Source organism: Paenibacillus sp. W2I17, assembly GCF_030815985.1.
Taxonomy (GTDB): domain Bacteria; phylum Bacillota; class Bacilli; order Paenibacillales; family Paenibacillaceae; genus Paenibacillus.
In genome coordinates this window covers 6,729,536-6,747,862 of the sequence record NZ_JAUSXM010000001.1, presented here as the reverse complement: position 1 = coordinate 6,747,862, position 18,327 = coordinate 6,729,536, and the positions used below count along the sequence as shown (strand labels likewise).

Sequence of the window (18,327 nt, the reverse complement as noted above, 5' to 3'; positions counted from 1 at the left end):
CTATTTCTATTTACGTAATTTCGGATCGAGTGCGTCACGCAGACCGTCTCCGAGCAAGTTAAATGCAAGCATTGTAAGAACCATCAGACCTGCTGGGAACCACATCCGCCACGGGAATAGCGTCCAGCCAGTAAGTGCATCATTGATCATAGAACCAAGTGAAGATCTTGGTGCAGATACACCCAATCCAAGGAAGCTCAGGAACGCTTCGGCAAAGATTGCATTTGGAATAGACAATGTCAATGTTACAAGAATCGGTCCTATTGCATTGGGCAGCAAATGACGGAACAATTGACGCCCTGTGCTTGCTCCCATGGACCTTGCAGCAAGAATAAAGTCTCTGTTTTTGAGTTGCATAATCTCACCACGCACAATCCATGACATGCTGATCCAGCCTGTGATGGTGAGGGCAATGATAATCGTTGTCAGACTTGGTTCCAGTACAACCAGCAACAAAATTACAACAAGCATGTACGGCAAGGAGTAGAGGATTTCGGAAAACTTGTTCATAATTCCATCTACACGTCCACCGTAGAAACCCATGATCGCTCCATAAATAACCCCGATAACAAGGTCAATCAAGGCTGCGGCCAGACCTACAGTAAGGGATACACGTGCTCCTACCCAAGTTCTTACCCACACGTCACGACCAAGCTCGTCCGTACCGAACCAGTGCTCCGCACTCGGCGCTGCATTGGCATTCAACAAATCATTGGAATAATAATTATAACTTGTAAACAAAGAAGTTGGACCAATCAAAGAGAAAATCACGACAAGAACCAATACACCCAGACTTATCATAGCAGCCTTATTGGTTGCAAGTCTGTACATGGCATCTTTAAAAAGGGATACACTTTCTTGCGGTTTAACCGCTGCCTGACTAGTCAGGTTCGTGTTCGCCGTTTCATTCTTTTTATTATTCGTGCCAGACAACGTTATGCCCCCTTCCGGCTTTCCAGCTTAATTCTAGGATCAATCAGCACGTAAGCGATATCCGTAAAGAAACGAGCCAACATCAGGAGGATACCATAGAAAATTGTAATCCCCATGATCATAGTGTAATCACGGTTTGTGATACTCTCTACGAATACTTTACCAATTCCCCCGATGTTAAAGATCTGTTCAATTACAACGGAACCTGTGATGATATTCGCTGTCATTGGACCAACATAAGTTACTACCGGTAGAATACCGTTTCTTACAACGTGTTTAAACATAATTGCAGGCCATTTCAGACCTTTGGCTTTAGCTGTTTTGATATAATCTGCATGTAAGACTTCAAGCATGCTCGAACGCGTCAAACGAGCGATAAAAGCAATCGGAGATGCAGATAGCGCCGCAACCGGAAGAACGTAATCCAATGGACCATCAAAGCCCATAACGTTAAACCAGCCTAATTTAGTAGCAAAGAGATACTGCAATAGTGACGCAAGCAAGAAGCTCGGAACAGCTATACCTATGACAGCGAGGATCATCGTGATATCATCAATGAGTTTACGATGGTAAACTGCAGCAATAAGCCCCAGCAAAACACCCACGATAATGGAGATAACAATTGCAAACACTCCAAGCTTCAGCGAAGCAGTGAATGTTTCGCCGATCATTCCGGCTACATCTCGATTGAGATATTTCATTGAGACTCCGAAATCTCCCTTAAGGATTCCACCCATATACTTCAGGTATTGTTCATACATCGGTTTGTCCAATCCATACTTCTGTTCCAGCAAAACCCGAATTTCAGGCGATACTTTTTTCTCGGATGTAAAAGGGTCACCCGGAATAGCCTTCATCAGGAAGAAGGTTGCAGATGCGAGTATGAAAAGCGATAGCAGCATAAATAATAGTTTTTTCAACACATACTTAACCAACCCTTGCACACCTCCACAAACAATATTTTGTATACAAATCGATTGTAGAATTAGACAGAAATAAAGTCCAATCCATTTATCGGAAATTTCAAGAATTATAAGGAAAATCGGTGCACATACAAAAAATCGGGATATATATGGAATTCCACATATATATCCCGAAGTATTCATATTAGACTTCAGAACAACTTATTTCTCTTCCAGATATGCACGAGTGTAGTCAATAGCTCCACTGAAATCAAGTTGTACACCTTTCAGGTAAGGCTTAGTCAAAGATACGTTAGTGTAATAATAGATTGGCATAACGCCCATTTCATCTTGAATCAGGATTTTCTCAGCGTCTGCAAATGCAGCCATACGTGTAGCTGGATCAGCAGATTTTACAGTTTCTTTAACATCTTTGTCATACTGTTCGTTGCTGAATTTGGAATCATTGTTTGTGTTTCCAGTAGTCCACATTTCCAAGAAGTTGTATGGATCGTTGTAGTCAGCAGACCAACCTGCACGAGCTACTTGGAAGTTTTGGTTTTGACGGTTCTCAAGGAATACGCCCCACTCTTGGTTTTCTGTTTTCACATCAACACCAAGATTTTGTTTCCACATGTCAGCAACCGCCAAAGCGATTTTCGCGTGACCATCACTAGTGTTGTAGATCAACGTAACAGCTGGCAATGTTGTGTAACCTTCTTCTTTCATACCTTCAGCAAGCAATGCTTTAGCTTCTTCCACATTTTCTGTGAAGTAATCGTCTTTGTGCTCATCACGGAATTCGCCGTTTTCACCACGGATACCTGGAGGTACAAAGCCGAATGCTGGAATTTGTCCACCTTGTGTAACTTTGTCAACAATCAGCTGACGCTGAATTGCCATTGCAAATGCTTTACGGATTTTAACGTTGTTAAATGGTGCTTCGTTTACGTTGAACTGGTAGTAGTACGTACTTGCAATACCAGTAGCTTTGAACTCGTCCGGCAATTCCGCTTTTACAGAAGGAATTTGGTCGGATGGAATTTCACCGTTAGGTGCACCAGTGTAGTCCAATTGTCCTGATTTGTAAGCTTGCAGTTCGGAAGCACTGCTGTTCGTCAGAGACATATCGATTTGAGCCAATTTAATATCGGCAGCTGCATGGTAACCATCGTTTTTCTTCACAACAATTTTTTGACCTTTAGAGTATTGATCCATTACAAATGGTCCGTTAACGATCATGTTTTTGTAGTCTGTGAAGAATTTGTCATTGGTGTCAGCAGATGCATGTACTGGGTAGTACGTGTAGAATGCTGTCAGACCCAAGAAGTAAGGTGTTGGGTTTTCCAACGTTACTTCCAATGTGTGTTCATCAGTAGCTTTAACGCCTACTTGTGAGAAATCTGTGACTTTAGTACCTTTGTATGTTTCATCTTTGCTGAGGTTGTAACCTTCAGCGCCTTTAATATAGTACAATTGGTATGCATATGGAGAAGCTGTTTCCGGTTTCAAAGCACGTTCCCAAGAACGAACAAAGTCTTCGGCAGTGATTGCATCACCGTTGCTCCATTTAGCATCCGGGTTCAGGTTGAAAACATATTTCAAACCATCTTCGGAAATTTTCCAGTCTTTAGCTACGCCCGCTTGTTCTTTACCATCAGCATCGATGCGTACAAGACCTTCGTACAAGAATTTCAGAACTGTGTTGGTTTGGCTGTCTTTTGCTTGAGCCGGGTCCAACGTAGGAGGTTCAGCTGACAGGTTGATTTTCAGAATTTGATCTTTAGCAAGACCATTTCCTTCGCTTGCAGAACCAGTATCGGTGTTACCTGTGCCTTCGTTTTTCGATCCGCACGCTGCAAGTACGGTACCGAACGCCAAAATCAGCGTCAAAAGGACTAATAGACTTTTCCTTTTCATCTAACACGTTCCCCCTAAATTGATATGGTTTATATGTTTATAGATTATACAACCACCGGTCAAAAAAATCTACATTACTTTTTCAGAAAGTAATGTTTTTTTCAGTTTTCGACAAAATCGACACATATTTCGCCTCTTTCGCGTTATGTAACCTCACATCTGTTTCATGAAGTATCTAAATAATCCAAATAAAGTAAACAAAATATACCCAAAACTCATAATGATGAAGGCCATGCGCCATACGGCCCGGAACATTCTACCCCCATCGACCTTCCCCTTTAGTCGATTTTGCGCGCCTCCGATGAATCCAAGTGCTAGTAGTATGAGTAATAGTGTCAGATAAAAACCAAAATTCGAATCAAATGTTAAATTGAATAACGCCGATACTGAAAAAACAAGAAAAAAAGTGGTTACATCCATTGCCATCCGCATGGCGTTCCGTTTGTCTTTTTTCCATACGTACATGCCCCAATAGACAAGAAAGAACGGAAAAAAGGGCAATATGCTCAACACAATAAAAAGTCCCATTAATTCACTCCTTCCGGTTGCATTCCTTCAATCAGATGAAGCAGTATTTCATGTGTAGGTGCAACAAGGTCCAACTTCTGTGCCATCCTTACAATATGACCGTTAATTGACCTCACTTCTGTACCACGTCCAGCCAGAACATCTGCAAGCATGGAGGAAGTATTCGTGGCAGTAGAACGACAGACCGATATCAGTTGATCCCACATATCCTGATCCAAACATATTCCACTTGCAGAGTAGATTAACAATACTTCATCATATAACTGACGCATTAACCTCTTTCGTTCTTCCTTGACGATCAAGTCTCCATTAGGGATTCGCCATAGTGCTGTAAGCGGGTTAATGACTGCATTAATCAATAGTTTCCTGTATATCAGCTTATCGATTTCATTCGACACTGTACAGTCAAATCCTGCCTGCTGCAACGATCCCGACAGAGTAAATGTTCTCTTCTCCTCTATAGAGGTAGAAGCTACTATATGTATGTTGTACCTCCCCAGCCTGGTTTCACCTGTACCTGCACGAATCACCTGACTTTGTGTACGCTTCGCACCTTCTGTTGTAACCGCACTACACAGAAGCGACTTTGGGAAAGCTGCTTGAAGTTTCTCCAGATGGCCCACCCCATTTTGAAAACAAGCGATATTCAACACATGATCTTGTAATGGACTAATCTCATGAATGAAATCATCAATGCTTGTCTGCTTAACCATGAGCAGTAACCATTCTCCTGGTGTGTTCTTCCATGTGTCCGTCAGCTTACTTATTGGTTTCGCCTGTATTTGATCCGGTAGAATATGTATTTCCTCGTCTTGTTCCACAATGGTTACTCCATCATGGCTGAGGAGGTCTGCCTGAGCAGTTGTTCTCGTCCAAAATCTGACCTGGTTACCTGACGCCAGGAGTTTCCCGCCATACAAAAGACCCAGTGCCCCCGCTCCTACGATGTCAATGATCATATGATGCACTCCTCTCCGCTTCAGTAGTTACTCTTCTATTATCTATAATAGAACAAAAACACCAAACTAAAAACCCGTCATACCTGCCGTTGTGTAACGGAGGTGTGGCGGGTTCATACCTGACTTTCACCAATCAAATGTCTGAATTTGTTATTCAATTCGTTCCAGATTCCCGTTGGCATCCATCTTGAAACGTGTCTTAAGTTCCTCTTCTTCTTCGGACAAAAATGCGAGTCTGCGAGCCCGATCCATAATCTGAATCAAAGCTTTGTAGTCGTCATTCACCACACGGTAATCCGTCTGTACTTCATTCACTTCCTTGGAGAGACGGTCATTCTCAAGACGTAGTTCAAGCAATTCATCTTCTTTCTCCCGAAGCTCCTTCTCCAGCATCTTGAGTTGACGATTACTCTCCTGCACTGTTCCCTTCCATTGTCGCAGGAAGCGGATTACTGCATCCATCGATAATGAATCGTCTGAGATCCCATCTGATTTGTACAGATGTTCTTCAGTGTCCAGTGTAGACAGTGCTGCAACCTGCGGTCCGAGCATAGCTGGCTGCTTTCTGAGATAACTTCGTTTTTGTCGTTGTGCCTTGGCGTTACTGATGGCAGAATCATACTTTTTACGTACACAACTGTTCCAGCGAAAACCGCATGCGGCAGATGTTCTGCCTATTTTTTCGCCCACCTCTTCAAAAGCGGCCAATTGTGTACTGCCTTCCCGAATATGACGCAAAGTAACCTCAGCCAATATCAAATCGTCCTCTGTACTCCAAGCATCCTGTCTCACTGCAGTCATGCTATAATACCCTCCTAACAACATCCTAAAATAACCGTCCGCATTACCGGAAGCCCGGTATGTGAATTAGGTATAAAAGCTGCTTCATTCATTCTTATGCCTCTCATAGAGTTCATAGAATTGATTTCATACTAAAATGTATTTCCACATTCAGGCTTGCTCATACGTGACATACGTAAAACATATCCCTCTATACTTACTTTGAGCAAAAAAAGAATTCGCTTTCATATCCAAATTTGTTTACACGTTTTTCCTTTCCCGGTATAATGTTGTGTAGACAATCTATGAACGTACTTAGGAGAGGAGGATTTACCGTGGCACGCATGTTTCGGGTACTCGGGTTCTTCACGCTTGCAATTGGCCTGATGGCTTTTGCGGGAGATCTGGTCGAAATGGCTTTGCTTTTTTTCCTGCAGACTGCGTTTTTTGTCATTTTGGGATACTTGAAATTTACCGAGCGAACGTACATATTGCTCTTCTGGGGTTATATGATCGTAACATTCACGGGGTTCAGCTACTGGACCGTATTCGAAATGGGGTTGCCGCTCTAATCCACCTGCAGCATCAAAGTGATCCGATATCTGTCGGGTTGCTTTTTTGTTGTGTTCAGATTAAATGAATGTTCATGGTGTTATGTAACCACTAAGGATATTTCACGTATTTGTTTCATATATTGTCTGGAAGACAACAAGCCTGTACGATTGTCATTTAAGAAGTGGAAAGGAGAATGGATCGGTGAAACGTCAATACGGCATTTCCGCCTTTATATTATGCATCATTTTATTCCTCCAGCTACCTTTAGCCCATGCCTATGGAGAGTCTTCACCTGAGGATACACGTGAGATATTGCAAAAAAGTCTATCCATTGTTGAAATCGATCACGAAATCGAACGCATCGCCGAAAGGCAGGAGCAGCTGGCTCAACAATACGAGACATTATCCGTCCAGCTTCAGGAACAGGAAGAGCAGATACATATTCAGCAAGATCGGGCCGGAGCTGTAGTGAGGTCCTACTACACAGGAGAACGCGACAGCCTCCTCATGACGGTCCTGGGAGCCAGGTCATTCAAAGACCTGTTTGTACTGTATGATTATTACCAGATTATTATCGGACGGGATCAGGCTGTGCTGGACAAGTATCAGGACCGTTATCGCAACCTGCAACAGACTTCCACTCAGATTCGTCAGGCTACAACAGAATTAACCGAAATGAAGACTAATCTTCAAAACCAGCGGGAACGTGTAGTCACCTTGCAAAAAGAAGTGGATACCCAAATAGCCACCAGCGGAGATGCGGCAGCGATTCAGAAACTGATGGATGAACTGACCCTTTATTGGGAGAATATCGGCATCTATGAGGTGAAACGATATTTCAAAGCATTGGCATCTGCCATGCAGAACCTGCCCGATTTTATCCAAAAACAAAACGGAGGTATATCCACGACTGGAACAACGTATACGATTCGAATTGGGCAGGATGAGCTTAATACATTTCTGCGTTCCCAAAATCCCATCTTTGAAGACTTTGCCTTTCAGTTTAACCAGGATAAGATTATAGCTTCCGGTCAGCGGGATCAATTGCAATTAAGCATTGAAGGACATTATACGGTAGAAAATGAACCTCAAAACTCCATTCGTTTTCATGTGGACAAACTTGTATTCAACCAGCTTGAATTACCAGATACTACTCGCCGAATGCTGGAAAGAGAATTTGACCTTGGGTTCTATCCGCAGAAAATCCTGTCGTTTGTCAAAGCAACTGATGTTTCAACAAGTGAAGGCGTACTGGAAGTAAAACTAGCTATATCCTTTTAAAGAGTTTGTTCAAAAAGTCCGCTTCTGATTACGAAGGATGCCTTGTGACATCATCAGCATCGAAGTTGAAATCCAGACTTTTTGAACACGAACTTAAAGTTAATTCGTCGTTCTAATACTGTCTACGTATTGATTCGCTGTAATTTCTCCCTTTAAGAATTGTTGTACTTTTTGATGAAAACGAGTTATTAGAGCATGACTTTCGATCGTTGCAGCGGGGACATCTTGGGTGGTCGGGAACCAGGATTGTCCCTTTGTCATGTCGTAACGTCCAACGAGTTTCTCAGACTCCAAATCCAGTTCCTGTTGCTTTGCGGGCAACCGGTTAACCTGATGGTACCATTTCAGCTGTGTCGTAGCGGACGTCATTCCTTCAATCCATCTACTGGCCTCCTCAGCCTCAACCGAACCTGCAGTAATGACGAGGCTTCTGGATTTTACAGTTTCCAAGGTTTCGAAAGAAATCCGCTCCAAAGAATCTTTATCAACAGTACTCGCTTGATCTGCACTTAATAATTGAGATAACAATGATACAACCATCGGTGTGTCGTTCTGGTCAGCAGTCGGAGAGAACCCCGAATTGGTAGAATCAAGCCTAATAAGGGGCTGAATCTGATTCATCAACTGAATCCCCTGCTGAAGATCTCCCGTTTGCGAATCTATTTGTGTTCGTTTAACTTGATCTGGTGCCATTCTCGGTTCCAAATGATTCAGCCATGCATTTGTCCCGTACATATCATTGATGTTTATTGTAATTATAGGGGTGCCTTCCGTAATGGCTTGTTGAGTAAGTTTGACCCAATGATCTTTATTTCGAGGTAATGACTCCAGACCAGCTCTCTTCAGAAATGAAGATTGGGCAGCCAGAATGTACGGATCAAAATCAAAAGGCATTCCCCACTGATAACCATTCCACTCTGTCATTCCCCGTAATCCAACAACCGTATCTCCTAGTGATTTCGATAATGTGGTTCCGTTTAACGGATACAGGTACCCTTTTTGGGCGTAGTATTGCACTTCCTCACTATCAAGCAGAACAACATCACCGTTCTCCCCTAGTGAAAATTCAAGATCCAAAACATGCTTATATGTATCCGGCTTCTCATTCCGAAGATTAATTTCTACCAGCTGGGAAGCAGCAACTTCTTTGCCTATCTTTTGAAAGGCTTGGAACTCTTCATCCGACATGGCCACTACAATCTCCAGCGGAGCTTGAGCATCTTCATTACGGGACAAAGACCCAGGAAAAGCATCCTTTTCCTGATCGCGTTCCTGATTGAGCTGCAAACCTCCAAAGTCAAAACTCGGTGACAAGATCGTTAACGAAAGCAGCAATACCGCGAATAAAACAACCTGATGTCTACGCTTCATTAACTTCCCTCCCTGTTCACCTAGTTTTTTCCTGCAGCAATTATTGTAACAAATAAGTAGTACTCTTGTCCTACCCTGCCGAAAAACACTTTTTCGGATTTTTGCATAATAAGAGCATATCGAGTTCTGTGTAATAACGCTTACTTATTTTTTCAGCAAAAAGCCGGCTTCAGGAGCCGGCTTTAATAACAACATTTTCCGGGAAATAAATCCCCTAAATATTACAATAAATCAGCTGCAAGCTGTGCCAGCTTGGACCGTTCTCCTTTTTCGAGCATGATGTGTCCGCTGATTCCCTCTTGTTTGAACCGTTCCACGATATACGTCAGACCGTTACTGGCAGAATCAAGATACGGATGGTCTATCTGTTCGGGGTCTCCCATCAAAATAATTTTACTGCCTTCACCAACCCTTGATACAATGGTCTTCACTTCGTGGCGCGACAGGTTCTGGGCTTCATCAATAATGATAAACTGTCCAGGTATCGATCTTCCACGAATATACGTTAAGGCTTCCACCTGAATACTGCCAAGCCCCATTAGAATTTTATCGATATCTCCGGCTTTTTTGGTGTCAAACAAAAACTCCAGATTATCATAAATCGGCTGCATCCATGGACGAAGTTTTTCCTCCTTCTCACCAGGCAAGTAACCGATATCTTTCCCCATCGGAACGACAGGACGAGCGATCAACAGTTTTTTGTATTTATGATCATCCTCTACCTTTAGCAGACCTGCTGCAAGTGCCAGCAAGGTTTTCCCTGTTCCAGCTTTACCGGTGATGGTAACAAGCGGGATGTCATCATTCAAAAGCAGTTCCAGTGCCATGCGTTGTTGTGCGTTACGTGCGCTAATACCCCAGACATTATCATTACTGAGGAAAAGCGGCTCCAGCTTTGTTCCCTCTGTATTGACTTTAAGCAAAGCCGATTTATTGGTTCCCATCTCATCCTTGAGAATGACAAATTCATTCGGATACAACGAATAAGACAACTGCAACGGTTTGATTGGTAAAAAACGATATGTGTAAAACTCATCAATCACTGACGGATGAACTTTTAGGGCCGTATATCCTGGATATAACTCACTGAGTCCTGCCGTCCGATCTGATAAGTAATCCTGTGTGAACAGACCAAGTACATCCGCTTTGATACGCACAAGTACATCTTTACTGACAAGCACGACCTGTCTTTCGACTACTTCCTTTTCATTCTCTTCAATCTGATAATTCAGTGCGACAGCCAAAATGCGATTATCGTTGGACACTTCACCAAACATTTCCTGAACTTTCACGAAACTCCGATGATTCAGCTCTACTTTCAGGTTACCTCCATTAGCCAAAGGTACCCCACTGTGCAAGTGACCCAGCTCACGTAATCCGTCTAACAGTCTGGATACATTACGGGCATTACGCCCAATTTCATCGGCATTTCTTTTTTTGGAGTCGATCTCCTCCAGTACAACCGCGGGAATGATTACCTCATGTTCCTCAAAGGCAAATATGGCATTGGGGTCATGCAGAAGCACGTTGGTATCCAATACAAAAATCTTTTTCATTCAATCCCCTCCAAAGCGGCGTCGTTAAAGGCATGAATAGTGTGATCTTTCAGCAGCGGCATGGACAATCATGATCCCATACATAAATGTATTCGACTAGGGCAAAATAATTGTCAACCATTCTGAAAAACTCCAAGAAAGGATGAACATTTATGAAAATATGGGTTTGCACGCTGCTTCTGATCTTTATACTTACAGGTTGCAACAGTTCCACACGCAGCGCTTCGCCGAATCAAGGTACACATGCGAAAGGTTACGGAGGAAATGTAACAACTCAGCAAGATCAAGGGAAAGGATCTCATATGCTTAATGCACAGGAAGATCGGATGAATCCTTCACGTTTGGACCGTCTCAATGAGAATACAGGTGAAGTCCATGATACCAACATTGCGGATGATGCACAGAGTGGCCGGATGCCAAATGAAAAACGAATCAATCACCTTAAAGCCCTTGCCAAGCAAGTGGAAGGTGTTGAAGATGCGAACTGCGTCATACTCGGTAATACAGCCGTAGTTGGCATCGATGTTGATGGTGAACTGGAACGTGCTCGGGTTGGTACCATTAAGTACTCTGTTGCCGAAGCGCTTCGCAAAGACCCCGAAGGTGTAGATTCCATCGTTACTGCAGATGCAGATGTCACTGAACGAATTAAAGAAATCGGTGAACATATTCGTCAAGGGCACCCAATCTCCGGTTTTGCTTCAGAACTTGCTGACATGGTGGGACGAATTATCCCTCAACTCCCGAAAGACGTCAAAGTCCGCCAAAATCCGGATGAAAACGTGAATCAAAAACAACAAATGCAGCAGCTGCATTCATCTGACAAAAGACAACAAAAAGCCCAGTGATCTCTCACTAGGCTTTTTTCATGGCAGCAAAAACCTGCTCATCTAATTTCTCAGCAGCACGCTGATCATATATTTTGACATATTGAGGCACAGAGGACAATTGAGCGCCGTAAAACAGAGCATTCCTCACCGCTTCAATTGTAATGTCAAAACAGCACATATTAAATGGAACGTCCTGCAGCGGATCTTGACGTACCGCAGCACGTCCGTTCACTGCGTAGACCGTCTCTTCTCCAAAGACAGTCACTGTAATGAGCGGATTAGTAATCATGTTATTCACTAAACGTGAACGATGATCGATCGCTAAACGAAAAGTAGAAGCATTCTCCGCATAAATCCAGGAGATGGCTGTTGAAGTCGGACCTCCGGATTCTACATCCACTGTGCTCAGAAGCACAAAGGTCTCATTCTTGAATTGCTGTAAAAGAGATTCAGTTAATTGTGTGACGGCTTCGGACATTCAACCAGCCCCCTAACCTTCTTTATGCAATTCTTGTACTTGGTTTATGTTATTATAGCATACCGATTAACGTGCTTCCAATCCCAAAAGAATGAAGGTTATTCACCTGAAGTTGAAGTGGTTACTTTACCTGAAAGTGTATTTTGTAATGCCTGCTTTGCATTGGCGAGTTCCGTCTCATTAATATACACATATGGACTTCTCCACTCTCCGGTAACCGGAGTATAATGTACATCCGAAGTGGAAATGTTCCAATACGTCGAGATAAAGTTTTTCATTTGTTCCGATTCCACATCTGTCGTCATATTCTTGTCAACTGCACCAATCACTTTGCTGATCTTTGTAATGCCCCCAAGAGATTTCATCTGATCTAGCATGGAGTTCAGCACTTGGTTTTGACGTTTGTTACGATCAAAGTCATTGGATTCATCAGTCTTCGGATTACAATTGGATTTGCGGTAACGAACAAAATCTAGTGCTGCTTTACCATCGAGATGTTGTGCGCCTGCGACCAGATTGATATCTGTACCATCGGCTGTATCTCTATAACACATATTTTTATCCACAGTCACATCCACGCCACCCACGGCATTGACAGCATCACGGAATGCCTGGAAATTCAGGACGGTTGTATAATTAATATCTACATCCAAATACTTGCCCATCATTTCTTTCATCTGATCCTCTGCATTTTTGCCAGTGGTTTTTTCCTGTGCTTTGAATCTTGGATAATAGGAATTCAGCTTGTTGGATTTGTACCCATCCAATTGAATACGCGTGTCTCGAGGCAAAGATACAATGGTTGCCGTCTTGGTCTCCGGATTCAACGAAGCTACCATAACAACATCCGAGAGATATGTGCCAGTTTCAGGACGGTTATCTGTGCCTAATAACAGCATCGTGATCGGTTTGGTTGTGGCTGACATCCCGGGAGGTACCGGTTTATCGATGCCTGTATCCACGACTTGATTGTATACCCAGTACGCATATCCACCGCCTACCACAATGGCAATAACCAATAGACTTAAAAGGATTCTGCCAAAAGCATTCATTCTCTTTTTCTTCTTAGGCTGCTTGCCCTTGCCATTTTTCGATCCAGAAGCACCGGATTGCGTTGGTGCCTGTCTCCGTGGAGGCAGTCCGTTCGAATTTGAGTTCATATCTTCAACACCTTTATCACATCTGTTTTTGTCTAAATAAAAGACAACCGCTTTCCCTAAGGAAAACGGATGGTCTGTACAAGACAGGATTTATGAGTTTCGAGCGGCAGCTTCCGCTTTTTTCTTTTGACGACCTTCAATAAAATAACGCACTCTCACTAATAACATCAAACCAACCGCCACCAGCAAACATTGAATGATGGGAAGCTTGTCGATTTGAAAAATAAGAAGCATGAATGTGCCCATCGCCATCAAAATATAGAGAACGATTTCCTTACCAAGCGGTAATTTCTGACGTACCCGAAAAACCTTGTTATATACGTAAGTAATCAATACAAAGATGACGATGTAGGCTACGATCGGGTGTGATGCGAACCATGCTTGCATGCACAGCCAGCTCCTTTCGTGTTCATGCTAGGATATAAGTTAACTGGGTTGATGGAATCCCCTCTAGCAACTTAGAGAGCCCAGTACGTGCGTCGTGACCGTTTCGGTCTCAGCTCGTTCTTACGATCGCTGTTATCCCCAGATTTTTTTGATCCATTTTTTAATGGTAAAATCCGGGGATAAAGGCGAACGCTTCGCTTCTTCAGAATCGATTCTGATCCCTACACTACTTTAGCTGTACAAGCTCTCGTTACTTGTCGGGCCAATCAAACGCTAACTTATATATATTATTTTGTTGTTATTAGGCTTTAGAAGCCATTTTGCGTTGTTTTTCTGCACGTTCACGCTCGGATTTGTTCAGGATCTTTTTACGAAGACGAATAGATTTTGGTGTAATCTCACAATATTCATCTTCATTCAGATATTCAAGCGCCTGTTCCAACGAGAAGATAATCGGAGTTTTGATTTTAACCGTATCATCTTTACCGGAAGAACGAACGTTAGTCAGTTGTTTTTCTTTGCAGATGTTAACAACGATATCATTGTCACGTGTATGTTCACCAACAATCATACCTTCGTAGATTTCAGTACCCGGCTCCAAGAAGAGCGTACCGCGATCTTCAACACCCATCATGCCATAGAACGTAGATGTACCCGTTTCAGTTGAGATCAACACGCCTTGGTGACGTCCACCCACTTGACCGGATACTACTGGAGCGTAGCTGTCAAATGCATGGTTCATTACACCGTAACCACGAGTCAATGTCAGGAAGTTTGTGCTATATCCGATCAAACCACGTGCTGGAATCAGGAACTCCAGACGAACTTGACCACTGCCTGTGTTAACCATGTTAACCATCTCTGCTTTACGTGCGCCCAGGCTCTCCATTACGGAACCCATGCTCTCTTCAGGGATATCAATCAACAAGCGCTCAACAGGTTCCATTTTCTTACCGTCAACTTCTCTTACGATAACTTCTGGTTTGGATACTTGAAGCTCATATCCTTCACGACGCATATTTTCAATCAGGATACCCAAGTGAAGCTCACCACGTCCGGAAACGATAAATGCATCAGGGCTATCCGTTTCGTCAACACGAAGGGAAACGTCTGTTTCTAACTCTTTTAACAAACGCTCACGAAGTTTACGGGAAGTTACCCATTTACCTTCACGACCTGCGAATGGACTGTTGTTCACGAGGAACGTCATTTGCAGTGTTGGCTCATCAATTTTCAGAACTGGCAAAGCTTCCGGGTTGTTAGGGTCGGCAATGGTTTCACCAATGTTGATGTCCTTGATCCCTGCAATGGCAACGATGTCGCCTGCTCCTGCTTCTTCCGTCTCAATACGTTTGAGACCTTGGAAACCAAACAGTTTCTCGATACGTGCAGTTTTGCTCTTACCATCACGCATAATAACCGTTACCGATTGTCCTTGACGGATCACACCGCGGTTAACACGACCAATGGCAATACGGCCAAGGTATTCATTGTAGTCCATCAAAGTAACGAGGAATTGAAGTGGTTCTTCAACATTTTCGGTAGGGTGTGGGATATGACTAACGATGGTATTGTAGATCGCCATCATGTTGTCATCTTGTTTGGCAGGATCATTATCCATGCTGGATGTTCCGTTCAATGCGGAAGCATATACAACAGGGAATTCGAGTTGTTGATCGTTGGCACCCAGTTCAATGAACAGGTCCAATACTTCATCAATAACCTCAGTCGGACGAGCCGCTGGACGGTCAATTTTGTTTACAACAACGATTGGTGTCAAGTTATGCTCAAGTGCTTTACGAAGTACGAACTTCGTTTGTGGCATACAGCCTTCATAAGCATCAACAACGAGCAATACACCGTCAACCATTTTCATGATACGTTCAACTTCACCACCGAAGTCGGCGTGTCCTGGTGTATCCACAATATTAATCAGGTAATCTTTATAAGTTATAGCCGTGTTTTTGGCCAAAATCGTAATACCGCGTTCACGCTCCAAATCGTTGGAGTCCATTACGCGCTCCTGTACCGTTTCGTGATCTCGGTAAGTACCGGATTGCTGGAGCAACTTGTCAACGAGTGTTGTTTTTCCGTGGTCGACGTGGGCAATAATCGCAATATTGCGAATGTGTTCTCTTGAATGCATGTTTTGTATCCATATCCTTTCCAATTTCAAATCATATCTACTTAAACTTCCCGCAATTTCGCAGGTTACTCACAAAATAAGCGTCGGTGATATCCCGACGCATGTCTATATCCCTTATATTATAGTTTATTATAGGTAAAAATCAAGATATTTCGCACGAAAAGACCACTGGGAATGTTACCAGCCTCTCCCTTGACGTCCTCGTCCAAGTAATAACCAGACTCCGCCCAAGATCAAAAGGACAGCAAGTACATAGATTATTCCCGTTTGCAGCAAGGTAAATCCGAATAATATGATGGACACCGCACCAAGGATCAAAGCTGCAGGTAACACATATTCCGGTCTTCGTCGTTCAGCCATTCCATATTCGAGTAACCCTATGGCGATCCCAAGCAAGAATGCTGGCCACATCCTGCTCATAAGTCCAGCGCCCCATGTATTCGTTATACTGAATAAAACACCATACACCGTTAGTATGCCGGCAGGAACGAGTGACCACGATGGTGAAATACGCGCATAATATAACGCATGAAGGGCGATGCCTGGCAGCAGGATCAGCAAAGGCCAGAAATTGCGACCAATAAATCCAAACACGCCAAACTTGCCAAGCAGAATAATAATTCCCGCAGCTACAATAAATAGTCCAATCGCTTTTTCATTTCTCATCCTCATCATCAATCACCTCTTATACTATGGCTATGTACTTTATTTCTTCATAAGTGATACGCATTCCATGCTGACTGTTGATTTCCAAACCTGTAATCCTGCTACTAGTGTATCCGATGTTTCGGCAAAAAACTATACTTTATGTCGCACTTTGTGTGAGTTCTTTACCTTTATTACCCTAAAATGTGCAACTTATGACAGCCTAGTGGTTGTTGTATTCACAAGTGTATTCTCTCAACACAAAACCGCCTAAACCGGACGGTTCAGACGGTCGTATGTTCAAGCTTTTATCCAAAATTAAACTATGCGTTCTTACGCACAAATTTATGTGCGCCTCCAATCGCAACCACAAGACAAGCCATTGCTACGGGAAGCAGCGTATGCACCTCTGATGCCATACCTCCCAGCCATTCTCCTAACTTGGGGTCTTTCATCACCATCTCACCTGCTGTGAAGGCCAGAATGCCTGATCCGACGAATACAAGAATCGGAAATCGCTTCAACAAACCAACAATTAACCCGCTCCCCCATACGACGATGGGGATACTGATTGCAATACCAATGACGATCAGAGCCAAATCTCCATCTGCCAAAGCCGCTATGGCTAAAACATTATCCAGACTCATTACAAAATCGGCAATCAGAATGGTTTGAATCGCTTTCCAGGTCGTAGAAACTTCTCGAATATGTACTTCATCATCATTTTGAAGCAGCAGCTTCACTGCAATCCAGAGTAGCAACAGCCCACCTGCCGCTTGGATAAAGGGAATTCCCAGCAATAATACTGCTACAAAGGTTAATACACAACGCAGCAGTACCGCACCAAAAGCTCCCCACCATACCGCTTTTTTGCGTTGTATTGGTGGCAGATCCTTACTGGCAAGCGCAATAACAACCGCATTATCTCCACTTAATACCAGATTGATCATTAAAATTTCAGTTAAAAGCCATAGTGTATCCATGTCCTCATCCCCCCACATTAACTTGTATGTCGGAGTTGTCCATGCTATTCTTAATGATTGAACCGTATATAAGGAGTGACATATCTCATGGAGCTATTTAGTCCCACATTCTGGCTGGCTTTGCTGAACGTTGTCTTTATTGATCTAATTCTGGCTGGGGATAATGCCATCGTCATTGGTCTCGCAGCTCGAAATTTGCACCCTTCCGTGCAGAAAAAGGCGATTCTATATGGAACTGGCGGCGCACTTTTGATTCGAATTTTAGCAACAGTTGTTGTTTTATGGTTGCTTAAAGTTCCGTGGCTCTTGCTTGTGGGAGGCATACTTCTGATCTGGATTGCCTATAAATTATTGGCGGATCAGGGTGATGAACACAATGATGTCCAGGCGGGAACTTCCTTGTGGACCGCTATTCGTACCATCGTAATCGCGGATGCAGCCATGGGATTAGATAACGTGATTGCAGTTGCTGGAGCAGCGCAGCAGCATCTCGTGCTTGTCATCCTTGGACTCCTGATTAGTGTACCTATTATCGTCTGGGGCAGTACCCTGTTTATCAAACTAATTAATCATTTTCCTTGGATCATCTATGTCGGAGCCATTGTTCTCGGGTATACGGCTTCTAATATGATCACGGAGGAACAGCGACTCTTACCTTACTTTACTGAACATCCGGCATTGCGCATTCTCTTCATCGTTGTGGTTATTGCAGGTGTAGTCTTTGCAGGTTATCGCAAACGCTCCAGCAGTTCCAGCCACAAGGGATCTGGCGGGGAACAGCAACGTTCCTATTCTTAGGCTAATTTAAAATAACAATTTCATCTGAATACAGCAAAGGACTGAACGATATTTCATCGGACAGTCCTTTTTTGCAGTTAACATAGCCCTTATTATGTCAGCCATGCTAATTTTT

The 18,327-nt window shown here is 43.3% G+C and carries 18 protein-coding genes; 4 read left to right on the top strand and 14 right to left on the bottom strand.

Translation table 11 applies throughout. From position 1 onward, the window contains the following. Positions 1-6: 6 nt before the first annotated feature. From QF041_RS29985 to QF041_RS29960, 6 genes are all read right to left on the bottom strand, one after another. Positions 7-888 (bottom strand): ABC transporter permease, encoded by an 882-nt coding sequence (locus tag QF041_RS29985; protein ID WP_371129057.1) that lies wholly within the window; start codon positions 886-888, stop codon positions 7-9. Between the two features lie 47 nt (positions 889-935). Then, positions 936-1,868 (bottom strand): ABC transporter permease, encoded by a 933-nt coding sequence (locus tag QF041_RS29980; RefSeq protein WP_076211567.1) that lies wholly within the window; start codon positions 1,866-1,868, stop codon positions 936-938. Positions 1,869-2,057: 189 nt separating this feature from the next. Continuing rightward, positions 2,058-3,755: a peptide ABC transporter substrate-binding protein gene (locus tag QF041_RS29975; protein ID WP_307416730.1), complete on the bottom strand. Its 1,698-nt coding sequence runs from the start codon at positions 3,753-3,755 to the stop codon at positions 2,058-2,060. Between the two features lie 153 nt (positions 3,756-3,908). Next, the gene (locus tag QF041_RS29970; protein WP_307416729.1) at positions 3,909-4,283 is read right to left on the bottom strand and encodes a DUF3397 domain-containing protein; all 375 of its coding nucleotides are present in this window, start codon (positions 4,281-4,283) and stop codon (positions 3,909-3,911) included. Further along, positions 4,283-5,242 carry a ketopantoate reductase family protein gene (locus QF041_RS29965; RefSeq protein WP_307416728.1) on the bottom strand — a complete coding sequence of 320 codons (960 nt, stop codon included), beginning with the start codon at positions 5,240-5,242 and terminating at the stop codon, positions 4,283-4,285. The genes QF041_RS29970 and QF041_RS29965 overlap by 1 nt, the downstream gene beginning before the upstream one ends. A gap of 150 nt (positions 5,243-5,392) precedes the next feature. Continuing rightward, positions 5,393-6,043, bottom strand: coding sequence for an RsfA family transcriptional regulator (locus QF041_RS29960; protein ID WP_076211575.1), 651 nt, complete (start codon positions 6,041-6,043; stop codon positions 5,393-5,395). 314 nt (positions 6,044-6,357) lie between these two features. Here QF041_RS29960 and QF041_RS29955 point away from each other — a divergent pair, with 314 nt between their 5' ends. Then, a complete protein-coding gene (locus QF041_RS29955) occupies positions 6,358-6,594 on the top strand; it encodes a DUF2626 domain-containing protein (protein WP_017687281.1) in 237 nt (78 codons plus the stop codon). A 184-nt stretch (positions 6,595-6,778) separates the two neighbouring features. Then, entirely contained in the window at positions 6,779-7,858 is a 1,080-nt protein-coding gene (locus QF041_RS29950; RefSeq protein WP_307416727.1) for a coiled-coil domain-containing protein, read from the top strand. A 99-nt stretch (positions 7,859-7,957) separates the two neighbouring features. On the opposite strand, the gene QF041_RS29945 is transcribed toward QF041_RS29950, so the two are convergent. Together QF041_RS29945 and QF041_RS29940 are read right to left on the bottom strand one after the other, a co-directional pair. Further along, positions 7,958-9,229, bottom strand: a complete 1,272-nt coding sequence (locus tag QF041_RS29945; RefSeq protein WP_307416726.1) for an extracellular solute-binding protein — start codon at positions 9,227-9,229, stop codon at positions 7,958-7,960. Positions 9,230-9,450: 221 nt separating this feature from the next. Further along, a complete protein-coding gene (locus tag QF041_RS29940; protein WP_024628438.1) occupies positions 9,451-10,785 on the bottom strand; it encodes a PhoH family protein in 1,335 nt (444 codons plus the stop codon). 152 nt (positions 10,786-10,937) lie between these two features. Here QF041_RS29940 and QF041_RS29935 point away from each other — a divergent pair, with 152 nt between their 5' ends. Then, positions 10,938-11,633 (top strand): YhcN/YlaJ family sporulation lipoprotein, encoded by a 696-nt coding sequence (locus QF041_RS29935; RefSeq protein ID WP_307416725.1) that lies wholly within the window; start codon positions 10,938-10,940, stop codon positions 11,631-11,633. A 7-nt stretch (positions 11,634-11,640) separates the two neighbouring features. On the opposite strand, the gene QF041_RS29930 is transcribed toward QF041_RS29935, so the two are convergent. From QF041_RS29930 to QF041_RS29905, 6 genes are all read right to left on the bottom strand, one after another. Continuing rightward, a complete protein-coding gene (locus tag QF041_RS29930; RefSeq protein WP_076211583.1) occupies positions 11,641-12,093 on the bottom strand; it encodes a pyridoxamine 5'-phosphate oxidase family protein in 453 nt (150 codons plus the stop codon). A gap of 98 nt (positions 12,094-12,191) precedes the next feature. Then, complete coding sequence (locus QF041_RS29925) at positions 12,192-13,253, bottom strand: LCP family protein (protein ID WP_307416724.1); 1,062 nt, start codon at positions 13,251-13,253, stop codon at positions 12,192-12,194. A gap of 90 nt (positions 13,254-13,343) precedes the next feature. Further along, positions 13,344-13,640: a YlaH-like family protein gene (locus tag QF041_RS29920; RefSeq protein ID WP_036614990.1), complete on the bottom strand. Its 297-nt coding sequence runs from the start codon at positions 13,638-13,640 to the stop codon at positions 13,344-13,346. 301 nt (positions 13,641-13,941) lie between these two features. Then, positions 13,942-15,786, bottom strand: a complete 1,845-nt coding sequence (gene typA / locus QF041_RS29915; protein WP_036614992.1) for a translational GTPase TypA — start codon at positions 15,784-15,786, stop codon at positions 13,942-13,944. A gap of 177 nt (positions 15,787-15,963) precedes the next feature. Continuing rightward, on the bottom strand, positions 15,964-16,458 hold the full coding sequence (locus tag QF041_RS29910; protein WP_307417087.1) for a hypothetical protein: 495 nt from the start codon (positions 16,456-16,458) through the stop codon (positions 15,964-15,966). Between the two features lie 296 nt (positions 16,459-16,754). Next, positions 16,755-17,414 (bottom strand): TerC family protein, encoded by a 660-nt coding sequence (locus tag QF041_RS29905; RefSeq protein WP_307416723.1) that lies wholly within the window; start codon positions 17,412-17,414, stop codon positions 16,755-16,757. 87 nt (positions 17,415-17,501) lie between these two features. Here QF041_RS29905 and QF041_RS29900 point away from each other — a divergent pair, with 87 nt between their 5' ends. Beyond that, the gene (locus tag QF041_RS29900) at positions 17,502-18,212 is read left to right on the top strand and encodes a TerC family protein (RefSeq protein WP_047843768.1); all 711 of its coding nucleotides are present in this window, start codon (positions 17,502-17,504) and stop codon (positions 18,210-18,212) included. Positions 18,213-18,327 lie beyond the last annotated feature (115 nt).